This window comes from Streptomyces sp. Q2 (assembly GCF_056820935.1).
Window position 1 is genome coordinate 60,565 of sequence record NZ_JBXEJE010000041.1, and the last position, 15,119, is coordinate 75,683.

14 protein-coding genes are annotated in these 15,119 nt (G+C 68.5%); 4 read left to right on the plus strand and 10 right to left on the minus strand.

Annotation, left to right across the window (positions count from 1 at the left end; translation table 11 throughout):
• Positions 1-97: 97 nt before the first annotated feature.
• The 4 genes from qcrB to ctaE all read right to left on the minus strand — a co-directional run bounded on the left by qcrB (position 98) and on the right by ctaE (position 4,283).
• On the minus strand, positions 98-1,738 hold the full coding sequence (gene qcrB / locus ACWBNA_RS36675; protein WP_482708848.1) for a cytochrome bc1 complex cytochrome b subunit: 1,641 nt from the start codon (positions 1,736-1,738) through the stop codon (positions 98-100).
• Positions 1,735-2,793, minus strand: a complete 1,059-nt coding sequence (qcrA, locus tag ACWBNA_RS36680; protein WP_482708849.1) for a cytochrome bc1 complex Rieske iron-sulfur subunit — start codon at positions 2,791-2,793, stop codon at positions 1,735-1,737. The genes qcrB and qcrA overlap by 4 nt, the downstream gene beginning before the upstream one ends.
• A complete protein-coding gene (qcrC, locus tag ACWBNA_RS36685; RefSeq protein ID WP_482708850.1) occupies positions 2,790-3,599 on the minus strand; it encodes a cytochrome bc1 complex diheme cytochrome c subunit in 810 nt (269 codons plus the stop codon). The genes qcrA and qcrC overlap by 4 nt, the downstream gene beginning before the upstream one ends.
• Before the next feature lie 63 nt (positions 3,600-3,662).
• Positions 3,663-4,283 carry an aa3-type cytochrome oxidase subunit III gene (gene ctaE / locus ACWBNA_RS36690; RefSeq protein WP_030039314.1) on the minus strand — a complete coding sequence of 207 codons (621 nt, stop codon included), beginning with the start codon at positions 4,281-4,283 and terminating at the stop codon, positions 3,663-3,665.
• Positions 4,284-4,461: 178 nt separating this feature from the next.
• Between ctaE and ACWBNA_RS36695 the strand changes: the two genes are divergently transcribed.
• Positions 4,462-4,863, plus strand: coding sequence for a response regulator (locus ACWBNA_RS36695; RefSeq protein WP_482708851.1), 402 nt, complete (start codon positions 4,462-4,464; stop codon positions 4,861-4,863).
• A gap of 9 nt (positions 4,864-4,872) precedes the next feature.
• On the opposite strand, the gene ACWBNA_RS36700 is transcribed toward ACWBNA_RS36695, so the two are convergent.
• The 4 genes from ACWBNA_RS36700 to ctaC all read right to left on the minus strand — a co-directional run bounded on the left by ACWBNA_RS36700 (position 4,873) and on the right by ctaC (position 9,362).
• Positions 4,873-6,138 carry a L,D-transpeptidase gene (locus tag ACWBNA_RS36700; protein WP_482708852.1) on the minus strand — a complete coding sequence of 422 codons (1,266 nt, stop codon included), beginning with the start codon at positions 6,136-6,138 and terminating at the stop codon, positions 4,873-4,875.
• A gap of 130 nt (positions 6,139-6,268) precedes the next feature.
• Positions 6,269-6,667, minus strand: a complete 399-nt coding sequence (locus tag ACWBNA_RS36705) for a cytochrome c oxidase subunit 4 (protein WP_482708853.1) — start codon at positions 6,665-6,667, stop codon at positions 6,269-6,271.
• Positions 6,664-8,406 carry an aa3-type cytochrome oxidase subunit I gene (gene ctaD, locus ACWBNA_RS36710; RefSeq protein ID WP_482708854.1) on the minus strand — a complete coding sequence of 581 codons (1,743 nt, stop codon included), beginning with the start codon at positions 8,404-8,406 and terminating at the stop codon, positions 6,664-6,666. Before ctaD ends, ACWBNA_RS36705 begins: the two co-directional genes overlap by 4 nt.
• Positions 8,403-9,362, minus strand: coding sequence for an aa3-type cytochrome oxidase subunit II (ctaC, locus tag ACWBNA_RS36715; protein WP_482708855.1), 960 nt, complete (start codon positions 9,360-9,362; stop codon positions 8,403-8,405). Before ctaC ends, ctaD begins: the two co-directional genes overlap by 4 nt.
• Before the next feature lie 271 nt (positions 9,363-9,633).
• On the opposite strand from ctaC, the gene ACWBNA_RS36720 reads away from it, so the two are divergent.
• Entirely contained in the window at positions 9,634-11,010 is a 1,377-nt protein-coding gene (locus ACWBNA_RS36720; RefSeq protein ID WP_482708856.1) for an aminotransferase class V-fold PLP-dependent enzyme, read from the plus strand.
• Position 11,011: 1 nt separating this feature from the next.
• On the opposite strand, the gene ACWBNA_RS36725 is transcribed toward ACWBNA_RS36720, so the two are convergent.
• Positions 11,012-11,986, minus strand: coding sequence for a carbohydrate kinase family protein (locus ACWBNA_RS36725; RefSeq protein ID WP_482708857.1), 975 nt, complete (start codon positions 11,984-11,986; stop codon positions 11,012-11,014).
• Positions 11,987-12,148: 162 nt separating this feature from the next.
• Between ACWBNA_RS36725 and ACWBNA_RS36730 the strand changes: the two genes are divergently transcribed.
• Positions 12,149-12,358 (plus strand): hypothetical protein, encoded by a 210-nt coding sequence (locus ACWBNA_RS36730; protein WP_482708859.1) that lies wholly within the window; start codon positions 12,149-12,151, stop codon positions 12,356-12,358.
• 207 nt (positions 12,359-12,565) lie between these two features.
• The gene (locus ACWBNA_RS36735) at positions 12,566-14,506 is read left to right on the plus strand and encodes a hypothetical protein (RefSeq protein ID WP_482708883.1); all 1,941 of its coding nucleotides are present in this window, start codon (positions 12,566-12,568) and stop codon (positions 14,504-14,506) included.
• 84 nt (positions 14,507-14,590) lie between these two features.
• Here the strand turns inward: ACWBNA_RS36735 and ACWBNA_RS36740 are convergent, their stop codons facing one another.
• Positions 14,591-14,947 carry an iron-sulfur cluster assembly accessory protein gene (locus tag ACWBNA_RS36740; RefSeq protein ID WP_093827773.1) on the minus strand — a complete coding sequence of 119 codons (357 nt, stop codon included), beginning with the start codon at positions 14,945-14,947 and terminating at the stop codon, positions 14,591-14,593.
• Positions 14,948-15,119: the final 172 nt, after the last annotated feature.

Sequence of the window (15,119 nt, forward strand, 5' to 3'; positions counted from 1 at the left end):
AGTCTCAACGGGTCCCACCCTATCCAGCCGGGGGCACGGCAAAGGGCCCCGTCCGGTCTTCGGACGGGGCCCTTCCCGCGCGTGGCGAGCGCAGCGATCAGTGGTGGCCGTGGCCGCTCGTGATCTCCTTGTACTCCTCGACGGTCGGCTTGGGGATCTGGGCCTCTTCGCCGTAGTACGCCTCGCTCAGCTTGGCGCGCAGCTTCTCGGAGCCCTTCACCTTGCGCTCGACGCCGTTCTCGTCGACCGTCCGGCCGATCTGCGCCGGCACGTACTGCTCGTGCGCCGTGAGCGTGTGCAGCTGCTCCTGGCTGAGCGGCTCGTGCACCTCGATGAACTCACCGTGCGGCAGGCGCTTGATGATGCCCGACTCGCGGCCGTGCAGCACCTTGTCCTTGTCGCGGCGCTGGAGGCCGAGGCAGATCCGCTTGGTGATGACGAACGCGATGACCGGGGCGACGAAGAACGCGACCCGGACGAACCAGGTGATGGCGTTGATCGACAGGTGGAAGTGGGTGGCCCAGAGGTCGTTTCCACCGCCGATCAGCAGCACCATGTACCAGGTGATCCACGCGACGCCGAAGGCCGTGCGCGTCGGCACGTTGCGCGGGCGGTCCAGGATGTGGTGCTCGCGCTTGTCGCCGGTGACCCAGGACTCGATGAACGGGTAGACCGCGATCGCGACCAGGACCAGCGGGAAGATCACCAGCGGGATGAACACGCCCAGGACGAGCGTGTGGCCCCAGAAGTTGATCTCCCAGCCCGGCATCACACGGATCAGGCCTTCGGAGAAGCCCATGTACCAGTCGGGCTGGGCGCCCGTGGACACCTGGTCCGGCCGGTAGGGGCCCATGGCCCAGATCGGGTTGATCGAGGCGATCGCCGCGATGGCCGCGATGACACCGAAGACCAGGAAGAAGAAGCCTCCGGCCTTGGCCATGTACACCGGGAGCAGCGGCATGCCGACGACGTTCTTGTTGCTCTTTCCGGGGCCCGCGAACTGCGTGTGCTTGTGGTAGAAGACCAGGATCAGGTGGCCGACGACCAGACCGAGCATGATGCCCGGCAGCAGCAGGACGTGGATCGAGTAGAAGCGGGCCACGAAGTCGCCGCCCGGGAACTCGCCGCCGAAGAGGAAGAACGACAGGTACGTGCCGACGATCGGCACGGACAGGACCGCGCCCTCCATGAAGCGGACACCGGTGCCGGAGAGCAGGTCGTCCGGGAGCGAGTAGCCGGTGAACCCGGTGAACATGCCCAGGACGAACAGCAGGAAGCCGAACAGCCAGTTGACCTCACGCGGCTTGCGGAACGCACCCGTGAAGAACACGCGCATCATGTGCACGAACATGCCGGCGAGGAAGATCAGCGCCGCCCAGTGGTGGATCTGCCGGATCAGCAGACCACCGCGCACATCGAAGGAGATGTGCATGGTCGAGTTGAACGCCTCGGACATCAGCTGGCCCTGCAGCGGGACGTAGCTGCCGTGGTACTCCACCTCGTTCATCGACGGGTGGAAGAACAGCGTCAGGTACACACCCGTGAGGATGATGATGATGAAGCTGTAGAGGCAGACCTCGCCCAGCATGAACGACCAGTGGTCGGGGAAGATCTTGCGCATGTTGGCCTTGGCCAGGGAGTAGATCCCCAGGCGGCCGTCGGCCCAGTCGGCGACCCGCTCACCGGCGGGTGCCTTCTCGCGCGAGCGCGAGTCAGTGGTGGTCTTCTCAGTGCTCATCCGCGCTCCCAGAATGCAGGACCGACGGGCTCTTCGAAGTCGCCGAGCGCCTCGAGGTAGCCCTCGTCGTTCACACCGATGCGCAGCTGCGGCAGGGCGTGACCGGCGGGGCCGAAGATCACCCGGGCACCGTCGGAGAGGTCGAAGGTGGACTGGTGGCAGGGGCACAGCACGTGGTGCGTCTGCTGCTCGTACAGGGAGATCGGGCAACCGACGTGGGTGCAGATCTTCGAGTACGCCACGATGCCCTCGTGCGACCACTCGAGCTCGCGCTTGTCCTTGATGTTGTCCGGCTGGATCCGGACGATCATCAGGGCGGCCTTGGCGATCTCGGTCTGGAACTCCTCGTCGTGCTCCTCCAGGCCCTCGGGCTTGGCGAAGGTCAGCGAGCCGACCGCGACGTCGGAGGCGCGCAGCGGCTCGTTGGTGTTCATGTTGACGAGCAGCTTGCCCTTGGACCACAGGGTGTGGCGCAGCTTGGTGCCGGGCAGCGGACCGAGGTCGCGCAGCAGCATCACGCCGGAGAGCGGGAACAGGGCCAGCGCGCCGAACATCGTGTTGCGGATCAGCTTGCGACGGCCGAGCGCGGACTCCTTGGCGCCCTGCTTGAAGTCGGCCATGACCTTGGCCTTGACTTCGGGCGCCGCCTCGATCGGGTGACGCTCGTCGGTGATCTCCTCGTCGGACATCAGGGTGCGGGCCCAGTGGACCGCGCCCGCGCCGATCAGGAACAGCGCCGCACCCAGGGTCAGGCCCAGCGCGAAGTTCAGCGCGTTGATGTGCCCGATCGGGAAGACGTAGATCGCCTTGTCGTGCGGGATGGTCACATACGAGGCGATGAAGCCGACGGTGGCCAGCATGGACAGCACGAACAGCATCGCGACCGTGCGCTCGGACCGCCTGGCGGCCCGCTCGTCGATGTCCTGGATGCGGTGCTCGTGGGGCGGCAGTCCGGGGTCGGCGAACGGGTTCTTCTCGTCCGCGACGCCTACCGCGCCGTGCGCGTGGTCCTGCTCAGCGGGCAGGTTCTCTTCTGGAATGTCTTGGCTACTCATGACTTCTTGGCCTTTGCGGTCCGAGCGGCGACCCAGACGGCGACCGCGATCAGCGAGCCGAGTCCGAAGATCCAGCCGAACAGGCCCTCGCTGACCGGACCGAGTCCGCCCAGTTCGAGGCCGCCGGGGCTCTCGGTGTCCTCGCCGTTGACCGCGTCGAGGTACGCGATGATGTCCTTCTTGTTCTGCGCCGACAGTGTGGTGTCGGGGAAGGAGGGCATGTTCTGCGGGCCGGTCTGCATGGCCTCGTAGATGTGCTTCGGGCTGACGCCCTCGAGGTCGGGCGCGAACTTGCCGTGCGTCAGGGCGCCGCCCTTGCCGGTGAAGTTGTGGCACTGGGCACAGTTGGTGCGGAAGAGCTCGCCGCCCTTGGCGATGTCGGCACCCTCGGGGCCGTACTGCGCCTCGGTCGGGACGTTCGGACCGGCGCCCAGCGAGGAGATGTACGCCGCGAGCTGGTCGATCTCGGCCTGCGTGTAGACGACCTTCTTCTTCGGGACCTGTGCGCCCGGCTGCTGCGCCGGCATACGGCCGGTGCCGACCTGGAAGTCGACGGCCGCGGCGCCCACGCCCACGAGGCTCGGACCGTCAGTGGTGCCCTGACCACCGGTGCCGTGGCAGCTGGCGCAGCCCACGGCGAAGAGCTTCTTGCCCTCGTCGATGGCGAGAGACTGGGCGGTTTCGTCTGCCTGCGCCTTGCTCGTGGGTGCGAACAGGACGTACAGCCCCCCGGTGCATGCCAGCGCGAGGAGTAGGACGACGACCGCCGCCAAGGGATGGCGTCGTCGTGCGGAGAGCTTTTTCACGGATTACTCCGGTGTCAGGATCTTCTGCGTCGATGCTTCTGGAAGGTGCGGGAGCGGGCCCGGCTACTTGATCAAATAGATCGTGGCGAAGAGGCCGATCCAGACGACATCGACGAAGTGCCAGTAGTAGGACACGACGATGGCCGCGGTCGCCTGCTCGTGGGTGAACCTCTTCGCCGCGTAGGTGCGGCCGAGGACGAACAGGAAGGCGATGAGGCCGCCCGTCACGTGCAGGCCGTGGAACCCGGTGGTCAGGTAGAAGACCGAGCCGTACGGGTCGGAGGAGAGCGAGAGCCCGTCCTTCTTGACCAGCTCGGTGTATTCGTACACCTGACCGCCGATGAAGATCGCACCCATGATGAAGGTGACGATGAACCACATCCGGAGCTTCTTCACGTCACCGCGCTCGGCGGCGAAGACGCCGAGCTGGCAGGTGAGGGAGGAGAGCACCAGGATCGTGGTGTTGGTCGCCGAGAACGGAAGGTTCAGGGCGTGCGCCATTTCCTTCCAGTGGTCGGGACCGGTCACCGATCGCAGGGTGAAGTACATCGCGAAGAGGGCCGCGAAGAACATCAGCTCGGAACTCAGCCAGATGATGGTTCCGACGCTGGTGAGGTTCGGCCGGTTGACCGACGGGTGCGCGTGCCCGGTTTCTACTGTCGTTGCTGTCGCCACGACCGACATTATGTCGGTCGCTTATCCCGCCCTCACTCCCGGGGGTGCTGTTCGGAGTGTTCGTAGCGTGTGTACTGCCCGTATGGCCCAGGCAAGGCCTGTTCCAACAGGTGTTGACGGGGTGCCCGAGGGAGTAGCATCCGCCGCATCGGTCCTGTCCGTACGACGCTGACGTCCCGGAGGAAGCATGCAGCCGACTGCCACGGTGCTGGTCTACAGCGACGACTCCAACACCCGCGAGCAGGTGCGGTTGGCCACCGGGCGCAGGCCCGCTCCCGATGTCCCGGTGGTGGAGTTCATCGAGTGCGCGACTGCGGCGGCCGTGATCAAGGAGCTGGACCGGGGCGGCATCGATGTCTGCGTCCTGGACGGTGAGGCCGTGCCCATGGGTGGCATGGGTCTGTGCCGTCAGATCAAGGACGAGATCTTCGACTGCCCGCCGGTGCTGCTCCTGATCGGCCGGCCGCAGGACGCGTGGCTCGCCACCTGGAGCCGCGCGGAGGCGGCTGTGACGCTGCCGGTGGACCCGGTGGAGTTCGCGGCGGCACTCGCCTCGCTGCTGCGGCACAAGAGCGCCCTGAGCGCCTGACAGGGCTCCTCAGACCGACTGGGGGCGCAACCTCGCCCGGTCCTGCGAGCCGGGGCCGTCGGGGGCGCCCGCGGCCAGGGCGCTGCCGTTGCGCCACTTGTCCCAGTCGAGGTTCCAGTCGCCGAAGCCGTTGCCGAAGCTCTCCATGGTGTGGCCCTGCGAGTTGACGACCTGGACCACGTCGCCCTCGCGGACGTTCTTGAAGAACCAGGCCGCGTTGTCGGTGCTCATGCCGGTGCAGCCGTGGCTGACGTTGGCATAGCCCTGGGAGCCGACGGACCAGGGGGCGGCGTGGACGTACTCGCCGCTCCAGGTGACGCGGGTGGCGTAGTAGACCGGGAGGTCGTACGACTCCGCCGAGCCCTCGGCGATGCCGATGCTGGTGCCGCGCATGCGTACGAAGTACTCCTTGCCCAGGACGACCTTGACGCCGTTGCGGGTCTCGAAGCCGGGCTTGCCGGTGGTGACCGGGATCTCCTTGATGACCTCGCCGTTCTTGTAGACCGCCATCGAGTGCGCGGAGGCGTCGGTCACCGCGATGACGCGGTCGCCCGTGGTGATCTTCAGCGGCTTGACCTTGCCGCCCCACAGCCGGTCGCCGATCTTGATGCCGTCCAGGTTGCTGCGGACCTGGATGGTGGCGTGGGAGGGCCAGTAGTCCTTGGGGCGGAAGTGGAGCTCCTTGTCGTCCACCCAGTGCCAGGCGCCGTCCGCGGCGGGCATGGAGTCGACCCGGAGGGCGCTCTCGATGACGGCCCGCTGGGCCTTGTCCTTGACGGGCAGGCTCAGTTCGGCCGTGATGGGCTGGCCGACGCCGTACGTGCCTGTCTTGGGACCGAAGGTCACCTTCAGGCGCTTCTTGGTGTGGGGCTTGCTGGTGTCGAAGCTGAGGACCCGGCGGCCGGGCGCCCCGTCCTCGTCCTCGGTGCTCACCCGGACCGTGTAGTGGGCGTTGGCGGCCAGTGGGGTGGTGCTGTGCCAGCGGCTGCCGTCGGCGGAGAGTTCGCCGGCCAGGTAGCGTCCGGCCGCGTCTATAGCGGTGACGTCCGTGATGCGGCCGTCGTCGTCCTCGGCTGTGACTTGCAGAGGTTTGTCCGGGTCGGCCTTCTTCCCGTCGCCGGTGAGGCCGCTGAAGGAGATCTGGTCCGTCGCGTCGTACGGCGTGGCGGATAGCGGGTCGCCGTCGCTGCCGCAGGCGGTGACGCCGCCCGCGCCGAGGGCGATCACCAGCAGCGTGCAGCTGACGACGGTACGGGTGCGGGGTGCGTGGCTCATGACTTCACGCTAGGGAGCCGCGTCAAGGGCGGCGCGCCGGGTGACTCGTACGAGTGACGCGCATTGCGGCAAAAGCAGGAGCCCGGACGCTCCTGACGGAGTGTCCGGGCTCCGGAGAGCTCAGCTCGTGCTACTGGGTGCGGTTCTCACCGCGGTAGTACTCGAAGACCCAGCCCCACAGGCCGATCAGGATCAGCGGCGCCGAGAAGTACATCAGCCACCAGCCGATCGCGACCGACAGGAAGCCGAGGGCGCCTCCGACCGCGAGGGAGAGCGGCTGCCAGCTGTGCGGGCTGAAGAACCCGACCTCGCCGGCGTCGTCCGCGACGTCCGCTTCCTTGTTGTCCTGTGCACCCGCGTCGACCCGCCGGGCCGTGAAGCCCAGGTAGAAGCCGATCATGATGGACAGGCCGAAGGCCAGGAAGAGGGCCGTGGTGCCGGCCGGCTCCTTCGACCACACGCCATAGACGATCGCCATGGCGAGGATGAAGACGCTCAGCCAGATGAACATCCTGCCCTGGATCTTCACTTGCCGGCCTCCTTGCCGCCGTTGCCGGCCAGAGCCTTGTCACCGTGCGGCGCGTTCTCGAGCTGGTCGAGAGCGGCGATCTCCGGGTGGTGCAGGTCGAACGCCGGGGATTCGCTGCGGATCCGCGGCAGGGTGAGGAAGTTGTGCCGCGGGGGCGGGCACGAGGTCGCCCACTCCAGCGAGCGGCCGTAGCCCCACGGGTCGTCGACGCCGACCGGCTTGCCGTACTTGGCGGTCTTCCACACGTTGTAGAGGAACGGCAGGATCGACAGGCCGAGCAGGAACGAGCTGATCGTCGAGATCGTGTTCAGGGCGGTGAAGCCGTCAGCCGCGAGGTAGTCCGCGTAACGACGGGGCATGCCCTCGGCACCCAGCCAGTGCTGGACCAGGAAGGTGCCGTGGAAGCCGATGAACAGCGTCCAGAAGGTGATCTTGCCGAGGCGCTCGTCGAGCATCTTGCCGGTCATCTTCGGCCACCAGAAGTGGAAGCCGGAGAACATCGCGAAGACGACGGTGCCGAACACGACGTAGTGGAAGTGCGCCACCACGAAGTACGAGTCCGAGACGTGGAAGTCCATCGGCGGCGAGGCCAGGATGACACCGGTCAGACCACCGAAGGTGAAGGTGATCAGGAAGCCGGTGGCCCACAGCATCGGGGTCTCGAAACTCAAGGACCCCTTCCACATCGTTCCGATCCAGTTGAAGAACTTCACACCCGTTGGCACGGCGATGAGGAACGTCATGAAGGAGAAGAACGGCAGCAGCACACCGCCGGTGACGTACATGTGGTGCGCCCACACCGTCACGGACAGGCCCGCGATGGAGATGGTGGCCGCGATCAGGCCCATGTAGCCGAACATCGGCTTGCGGGAGAACACCGGGATCACTTCCGAGATGATCCCGAAGAACGGCAAGGCGATGATGTACACCTCTGGATGGCCGAAGAACCAGAAGAGGTGTTGCCACAGCAACGCGCCGCCGTTGGCGGAGTCGAAGATGTGGGCGCCGAACTTGCGGTCCGCCTCCAGCGCGAACAGCGCGGCGGCCAGGACCGGGAAGGCGAGCAGGACCAGGACACCGGTCAGCAGCACGTTCCACACGAAGATCGGCATGCGGAACATGGTCATGCCCGGGGCGCGCATGCAGATGATGGTGGTGATGAAGTTGACCGAGCCGAGGATGGTGCCGAAGCCGGAGAAGGCCAGGCCCATGATCCACAGGTCGGCGCCGATGCCCGGGCTGCGGACCGCGTCCGAGAGCGGGCTGTAGGCGAACCAGCCGAAGTCGGCCGCGCCCTGCGGGGTGAGGAAGCCGCCGACCGCGATCGTCGAGCCGAACAGGTACAGCCAGTAGGCGAACATGTTCAGCCGCGGGAACGCCACGTCGGGCGCGCCGATCTGCAGCGGCATGATCCAGTTCGCGAAACCGGCGAACAGCGGCGTCGCGAACATCAGCAGCATGATCGTGCCGTGCATCGTGAACGCCTGGTTGAACTGCTCGTTCGACATGATCTGCAGGCCCGGACGGGCCAGCTCGGCGCGCATGAACAGCGCCATCACGCCGCCGATCATGAAGAACGCGAACGACGTGACCAGGTACAGCGTGCCGATCGTCTTGTGGTCAGTGGTGGTGAGCCACTTGATGACGACTTCGCCACGCCGCTGGCGCCGGACCGGCAGCTCGTCCTCGTAGTGGGAGCCTGCTGCCGCGGCACCCTGAGGTTCGTTGAGGATGCTCACAGGTTGTTCGTCTCCCGGTTCTTCTCGTGGCTCGTCTGCGCGATGCCGGCGGGAATGTAACCGGTCTGCCCCTTCTTGGCGAGGTCCTTGAGGTGCTGCTCGTAGCGCTCGGGGGAGACGACCTTCACGTTGAACAGCATCCGGGAGTGGTCGACGCCGCACAGCTCGGCGCACTTGCCCAGGAAGGTGCCCTCCTTGTTGGGGGTCACCTCGAAGGCGTTGGTGTGGCCCGGGATGACGTCCTGCTTCATGAGGAACGGCACCACCCAGAAGGAGTGGATGACGTCACGCGAAGTGAGGACGAAGCGGACCGTCTTGCCCTTGGGCAGCCAGAGGGTCGGGCCGGGGTTGCCGGTCTGCGGGTTCCGCGTGGCGGGCGTGCCGACGTCGTAGACACCACCCGCGTTGGCCGGGAAGTCCTCCTTGAACCGGTCCGGAATCGCGTCCAGGTTCTTGTCGGTCTTCGCGTTACCCGTGGAACCCTCGACGGGCTCGACGTAGTTGAATCCCCAGCTCCACTGGAAGCCGACGACGTTGATCGTGACGTCGGGCTCCTTCTTGAGGCTGAGGAGCTTCGACTCGTCGCGGGCCGTGAAGTAGAAGAGGACCGAGACGATGATGAGCGGAACCACGGTGTACAGCGCCTCGATGGGCATGTTGTACCGGGTCTGCGGAGGGACCTCGACCTTGGTGCGGGTGCGCCGGTGGAATATCGCACTCCAGAGGATCAGGCCCCACACCAGCACGCCGACGGCGAGCGCGGCAGCCCAGGAGCCCTGCCACAGGGAGAGGATCCGCGGAGCCTCTTCCGTGGTCGGGGTGGGCATACCAAGGCGGGGAAAGTCCTTGTATGTGCAACCGGTCGCGGTCGCCAGGACCAGGCCGGCGGTCATTGCCTGCAGCAGCTTCCGCCGCATCGGGCGCCGCGGCGAGCGGTCGGAGCCGTTGGGACTCACGTAGCGCCTTCCCGAGAGTCTCGCCCGCGCGGTTGAGCTGCGGCCTTCTCGCTGGTCGGTCGCCGCCCTGCGTCGGGCAGGGGTTTGGATGTTTATGCGGACCAAACCCTAGCCGACGCGATTTGGGGGTGCGCGGGGAGGGGGGCGCAACGCGCCGCGGGTTGTGCGGGGCGCCCAGTAGCCCGGGAGGTTCTGTCAGTTGGCGGCTGCGGGTGCGTCGTGGTTTCTCGCGCGGTTCCCCGCGCTCCTTCAGGGCGCTTAGCGTTGGGGTGTGTCCTACTTCGATGCCGCTTCCGCCGCTCCTCTTCATCCCGTCGCGCGTCAGGCGCTGCAAGCCTCGCTCGACGAGGGGTGGGCGGATCCGGCGCGTCTGTACAGGGAGGGCCGGCGGGCGCGGATGCTGCTGGACGCGGCGCGGGAGGCCGCGGCCGAGGCCGTCGGGTGTCGCCCGGACGAGTTGGTGTTCACCTCCTCCGGCACTCGGGCGGTGCATTCCGGGGTCGCCGGAGCGCTGGCGGGGCGACGCCGGGTGGGACGCCACCTGATCGTGTCGGCGGTCGAACACTCTTCGGTCCTCCATTCGGCGGAGGTGTTCGAGGCGGACGGTGGATCGGTGACCGAGGTGCCGGTGCTGCGGTCGGGGGCGGTGACCGTGGAGTCGTACGAGGAGGCCCTGCGGCCCGACACCGCGCTGGCGTGTCTTCAGTCGGCCAACCACGAGGTGGGGACCGAGCAGCCGGTGGCCGCCGTCGCCGAGGTGTGCCGGGCGGCCGGGGTGCCGTTGCTGGTCGACGCGGCGCAGTCGCTGGGGTGGGGGCGCGTCGAAGGTGACTGGTCGCTGCTGACGGCGAGCGCGCACAAGTGGGGCGGCCCGTCGGGGGTCGGCGTGCTCGTGGTGCGGAAGGGTGTGCGGTACGCCCCTCAAGGGCCCGTGGACGAGCGGGAGTCGGGGCGGGCGGCCGGGTTCGAGAACATTCCGGCGATCGTGGCGGCGGCGGCCTCGCTGCGGGCGGTGCGGGCCGAGGCGGCGCAGGAGGCGGCACGGCTGCGGGAGCTGACGGACCGGATCCGGGTACGGGTGCCGCGACTGGTGCCGGACGTGGAGGTGGTCGGCGATCCGGAGCGGCGGCTGCCCGGGGTCGTCACCTTCTCCTGTCTCTATGTCGACGGGGAGACACTGCTGCACGAGCTGGACCGTGCCGGTTTCTCCGTCTCGTCCGGATCCTCCTGCACGAGCAGCACGCTGACACCCAGCCATGTACTGAGGGCGATGGGGGTGCTGAGTGAGGGAAACGTGCGGATCTCGCTGCCGCCCGGGACGGGGCAGGAGGACGTCGAGCGGTTCCTCGACGCGCTGCCGGGAGCGGTGGCGGCGGTACGGGAGAAGCTGGGCGCGCCGGTCGCCGAGGCGGTCGTGCGGGACGACGCCCTGGTCGTCGACTCCCTGGGCAAACGCTGCCCGATCCCGGTCATCGAGCTGGCGAAGGTCTTCGGCGAGGTGCCGGTGGGCGGCGTCGTCCGGGTGCTCTCGGACGACGAGGCCGCCCGGCTGGACATTCCGGCGTGGTGCGAGATGCGGGGCCAGGAGTACGTCGGTGAGGAGCCGGCGGACCGGGGTTCGGCCTACGTGGTCCGCCGGCTCTCCTGACTCAGCCCAGGTGCGTCCGGACCTCGGCGGCGGCGTCATGGCCGTACGCCTTGGTGAAGCGGTCCATGAAGTGGGCGCGGCGCAGCTGGTACTCCTGGGTGCCGACCGTCTCGATGACGAGCGTGGCGAGCATGCAGCCGACCTGTGCGGCGCGCTCCAGGGTCACGCCCCAGGCGAGGCCGGAGAGGAAGCCGGCGCGGAAGGCGTCGCCGACGCCGGTGGGGTCGGCCTTGCGGTCCTCCTCCGGGCAGCCGACGACGATCGGCTTCTCGCCGACCCGCTCGATACGGACACCCTGTGCGCCGAGCGTGGTGACCCGGTGGCCGACCTTGGACAGGATCTCCTCGTCCGTCCAGCCCGTCTTGGACTCGATGAGGCCCTTCTCGTACTCGTTGGAGAAGAGGTACGTCGCTCCGTCGAGCAGTATCCGGATCTCGTCGCCCCCCATGCGGGCGATCTGCTGGGAGAAGTCGGCGGCGAAGGGGATGGACCGGGAGCGGCACTCCTCGGTGTGGCGGAGCATCGCCTCCGGGTCGTCGGCGCCGATCAGCACCAGGTCGAGGCCTTCGACACGGTCGGCGACGGTCTTGAGCTCGATCTGGCGGGCCTCGCTCATGGCACCGGTGTAGAAGGAGCCGATCTGGTTGTGGTCGGCGTCGGTGGTGCACACGAAGCGGGCGGTGTGCAGCGTCTCGGAGATGCGCACCGAGGCGGTGTCGACGCCGTGCCGGTCCAGCCAGGCGCGGTACTCGTCGAAGTCGAAGCCCGCGGCTCCGACCAGGATCGGCTTGGTGCCCAGCTGGCCCATGCCGAAGGCGATGTTGGCGCCGACGCCGCCCCGGCGGACGTCGAGGTTGTCGACCAGGAAGGAGAGCGAGACCGTGTGCATTTGGTCCGCGACGAACTGGTCGGCGAAGCGGCCGGGGAAGGTCATGAGGTGGTCGGTGGCGATGGAGCCGGTGACTGCGATGCGCACGGCGATTGACTCTCCTGTGGGGAGACGGGTTGACGGTTCACGCTATCGGGTCGGTGTGGGGCTCTGCGAGGCGAGACGAACCGAGGAAGAGCCGCTGAAGAGGCCAAAACTACCCGATAGTAGATCTTTCTTGACAGGGTCGACCGTGCCTACGGTGCCGCTATGACGAACCTCAAGGTCCAAGCTCCCGTCCCGGCCGACCTGGACGACGACCTGGCGTCGCTGCGCGGCGACTGTGCGCGGATGGCCCCCCACTGGGCGGTTCCCGACCGGATCGCCGCCCTTCCGGTCTCTCCCTCACTCATCCACGGCGTGTCCGTGCCCCCCGCGTCGGCGCGGCTGCTGGACGCGATGTCGGAGTACGGCGACTGAGGCAGCGCTTTTCAGGGAACCGCGCGCTCCCCCGCTGCGTCCCATCGGCGTCCCCCGTAAAGGGGATGCGGGATACGACCCGTGAGCCGACCTCTTTGACAGGGTCGGGTCAGGGTCATGGGACGGAAGCACAGCTGAAGGAGCGATGCGGTGAACACCGAGCGACCCGACAACGACGACGTCGGCCCGGAGGACGGCTCCGCCGAGATGGCCGGTACGCCGCGGGACGCCGACGACACCACCGGGCCCGCCGCGGAGGAGAGTGCGTCCGAGCGGGAGCAAGCCCCGGAAGCCGGTGCCGATGGGCCGACTCCGGAGCAGGACGAAGCCCAGGAGGTCACTTCCGGGCAGGAGGAAGCCCCGGAGGCCACCTCGAAGCAGGAGCAAGCCCCGGAGGCCACCTCGAAGCAGGAGCAAGCCCCGGGAGCCGACGCCCCGGCCGCGCCGGAAGCCGATGCCCCGGCCCCAGCCCCGACCGCGGCTTCGGCCTCGGCCTCGGAGCAGGAGGCCCCGGCGGATGCCCCGGGGACCGACGCAGCCCCCGTTCCCGACCCGGACGCGTCCTCCGCTCCTGACACCGACGTGTCCCCCGACACCGACACCGACGCGTCTCCCGCCACCGAGACCGACGTGTCCCCCGCCGCGGGCGCCGACACGTCCGGGAGTGACGCTCCCGACGGCGACAACCGGCCCCGCCGCCGCCCCGCCCTGGTGGCCGCCTCCGTCGCCGTCGCCGTCCTGCTGGTCGGGGGTGGTGGGGCGTACCTCGCCACCTCCGCCTCCGGGGGTTCCGACGGCCCTGCGTCGTCCGGGGCCGGCGGTGACGGCACTCCCCCGCCGCTCGCCCTCGACGGCTACTCCGAGGGCGGCGGTTCGAACGGCATCGCGCCCGGCGAGCCCAACCCGTACGGCGTCACCTATCGCGCCGACGGCACGCTTCCCGACGGTCCCGGCTCGGCGCCCGTGTACCGGTCTGGCGGCATGGTCGCCGAGGAGCAGGTGGCCGCACTGGCGAAGGCGCTGGGCGTCGAGGGGAAGCCGGTGGTCCAGGGGCAGGCCTGGTGGGTCGGAACGAAGGACGGTTCGGGGCCGAGTCTGCAGGTGGACAGGCAGGCGCCGGGCAACTGGACGTTCCATCGGTACGTGCCCGGTCCCGACGCCTGCCAGAGCGAGACCGTGTGTGCGAGCGACCCCGTCGACCCGTCCGCCGACCCGGTGAGCGAGGCGGTCGCGAAGAAGGCGGCCGCGCCGGTCCTGAAGGCGGTGGGTCAGGACGACGCGAAGCTGGACGCGAGCCAGGTCGCGGGCGCCCAGCGGGTCGTGAACGCCGACCCCGAGGTGGGCGGGCTGCCCACCTACGGCTGGACGACCGGCGTCACCGTCGGCGCGAAGGGCGAAGTGGTGGGCGCCAACGGCCAGTTGAAGGCGCCGGTGAAGGGGGACACGTACCCCGTGCTGAGCGCGGAGAAGACGCTGGGCCTGATGAACGCGGCGCCGGGGACCGATCACCGCATGGGCATCGGCGGCTGCGCGAGCCCCGTACCGCTGAAGGACCGGCTGGAAGCTCCGTGCGGGGAGTCCACCGACGTGCCGAAGGCGGGGCAGAAGGAGACGATCACGGTCGAGAAGGCCGCGTTCGGACTGGCGTCGCATCTGGTGGACGGACGGCAGGCGCTGGTGCCGTCCTGGCTGTTCGAGGTGCGGGCGGCGGGTGCGCGGGACGCGTTCACGGTGACGCATCCGGCGGTCGACCCCGCGTATCTGACCTCGGCCACTCCCACGGCGCAGCCGAGCGCGCCCTCCGCGCCGCCGAGTAAGCCGGGCGACGAGCCGACGGCCGCGCCGGCCACCAAGGACGTCCAGGTGGAGGGCTACACAGCCGAGGGGACGGAACTGACCGTGAGCTTCACGGGCGGGGTGTGCGCGGACTACAAGGCGACGGCGAGCGAGGGCACGGACGAGGTGACGGTCACGGTGACCGAGACGCCCTGGCCGGACAAGGTCTGCATCATGATCGCCAAGGTGTACCACCAGACCGTGCGGCTGGAGGAGCCGCTCGGCGACCGCACGGTCGTGGGGACGGACGGCAAGGAGATCCCGCTGGAGAAGGCGGGGGCCCGGCTCCCGGAGACGTCCGGGGCGCGCTGACACCGCCTCGGACATGCGCGAAGGCGGCGGCCCTGTCGGAGGGGGCCGCCGCCTTCTTGTCGCTGGGCATTCCAGCCGTGGGGCTTAGCTGAAGGAGTCGCCGCAGGCGCAGGAGCCGGTCGCGTTCGGGTTGTCGATCGTGAAGCCCTGCTTCTCGATGGTGTCGACGAAGTCGATGGACGCGCCGCCCAGGTACGGGGCGCTCATGCGGTCGGTGACGACCTTGACACCGCCGAAGTCCTTGACCACGTCGCCGTCGAGGGAACGCTCGTCGAAGAAGAGCTGGTAGCGCAGGCCGGAGCAGCCGCCGGGCTGAACGGCGACGCGCAGGGCCAGGTCCTCACGGCCTTCCTGGTCGAGCAGGGCCTTGACCTTCGCCGCGGCGGCGTCGGACAGGATGATGCCGTCGGTGACGGTGCTGGTCTCGTCCGATACGGACATCTACATCTCTCCCGGGTTGTACGGAGACTGCTTGCCGACGGTTGCAACCGACGGGGCCGCGGATTCATTCCGGGCCGAGGACGTGTCTTCGCTTCCTCTACGTCATTCATGCTCGCACACCCGCGCTGAAGCGAACAGCGGCCTCCGTGACCTCCGGCCCGCGTCGCGGGAT

What these genes read in the sequence shown, in the direction of transcription:
- ctaE (WP_030039314.1), bottom strand. Translation starts at nt 4,283, where the DNA reads ATGTCGGTCGTGGCGACAGCAACGACAGTAGAAACCGGGCACGCGCAC.
- ACWBNA_RS36695 (WP_482708851.1), top strand. Translation starts at nt 4,462, where the DNA reads ATGCAGCCGACTGCCACGGTGCTGGTCTACAGCGACGACTCCAACACC.
- ACWBNA_RS36730 (WP_482708859.1), top strand. Translation starts at nt 12,149, where the DNA reads ATGACGAACCTCAAGGTCCAAGCTCCCGTCCCGGCCGACCTGGACGAC.
- qcrA (WP_482708849.1), bottom strand. Translation starts at nt 2,793, where the DNA reads ATGAGTAGCCAAGACATTCCAGAAGAGAACCTGCCCGCTGAGCAGGAC.
- ACWBNA_RS36700 (WP_482708852.1), bottom strand. Translation starts at nt 6,138, where the DNA reads ATGAGCCACGCACCCCGCACCCGTACCGTCGTCAGCTGCACGCTGCTG.
- ACWBNA_RS36735 (WP_482708883.1), top strand. Translation starts at nt 12,566, where the DNA reads ATGGCCGGTACGCCGCGGGACGCCGACGACACCACCGGGCCCGCCGCG.
- qcrB (WP_482708848.1), bottom strand. Translation starts at nt 1,738, where the DNA reads ATGAGCACTGAGAAGACCACCACTGACTCGCGCTCGCGCGAGAAGGCA.
- ACWBNA_RS36740 (WP_093827773.1), bottom strand. Translation starts at nt 14,947, where the DNA reads ATGTCCGTATCGGACGAGACCAGCACCGTCACCGACGGCATCATCCTG.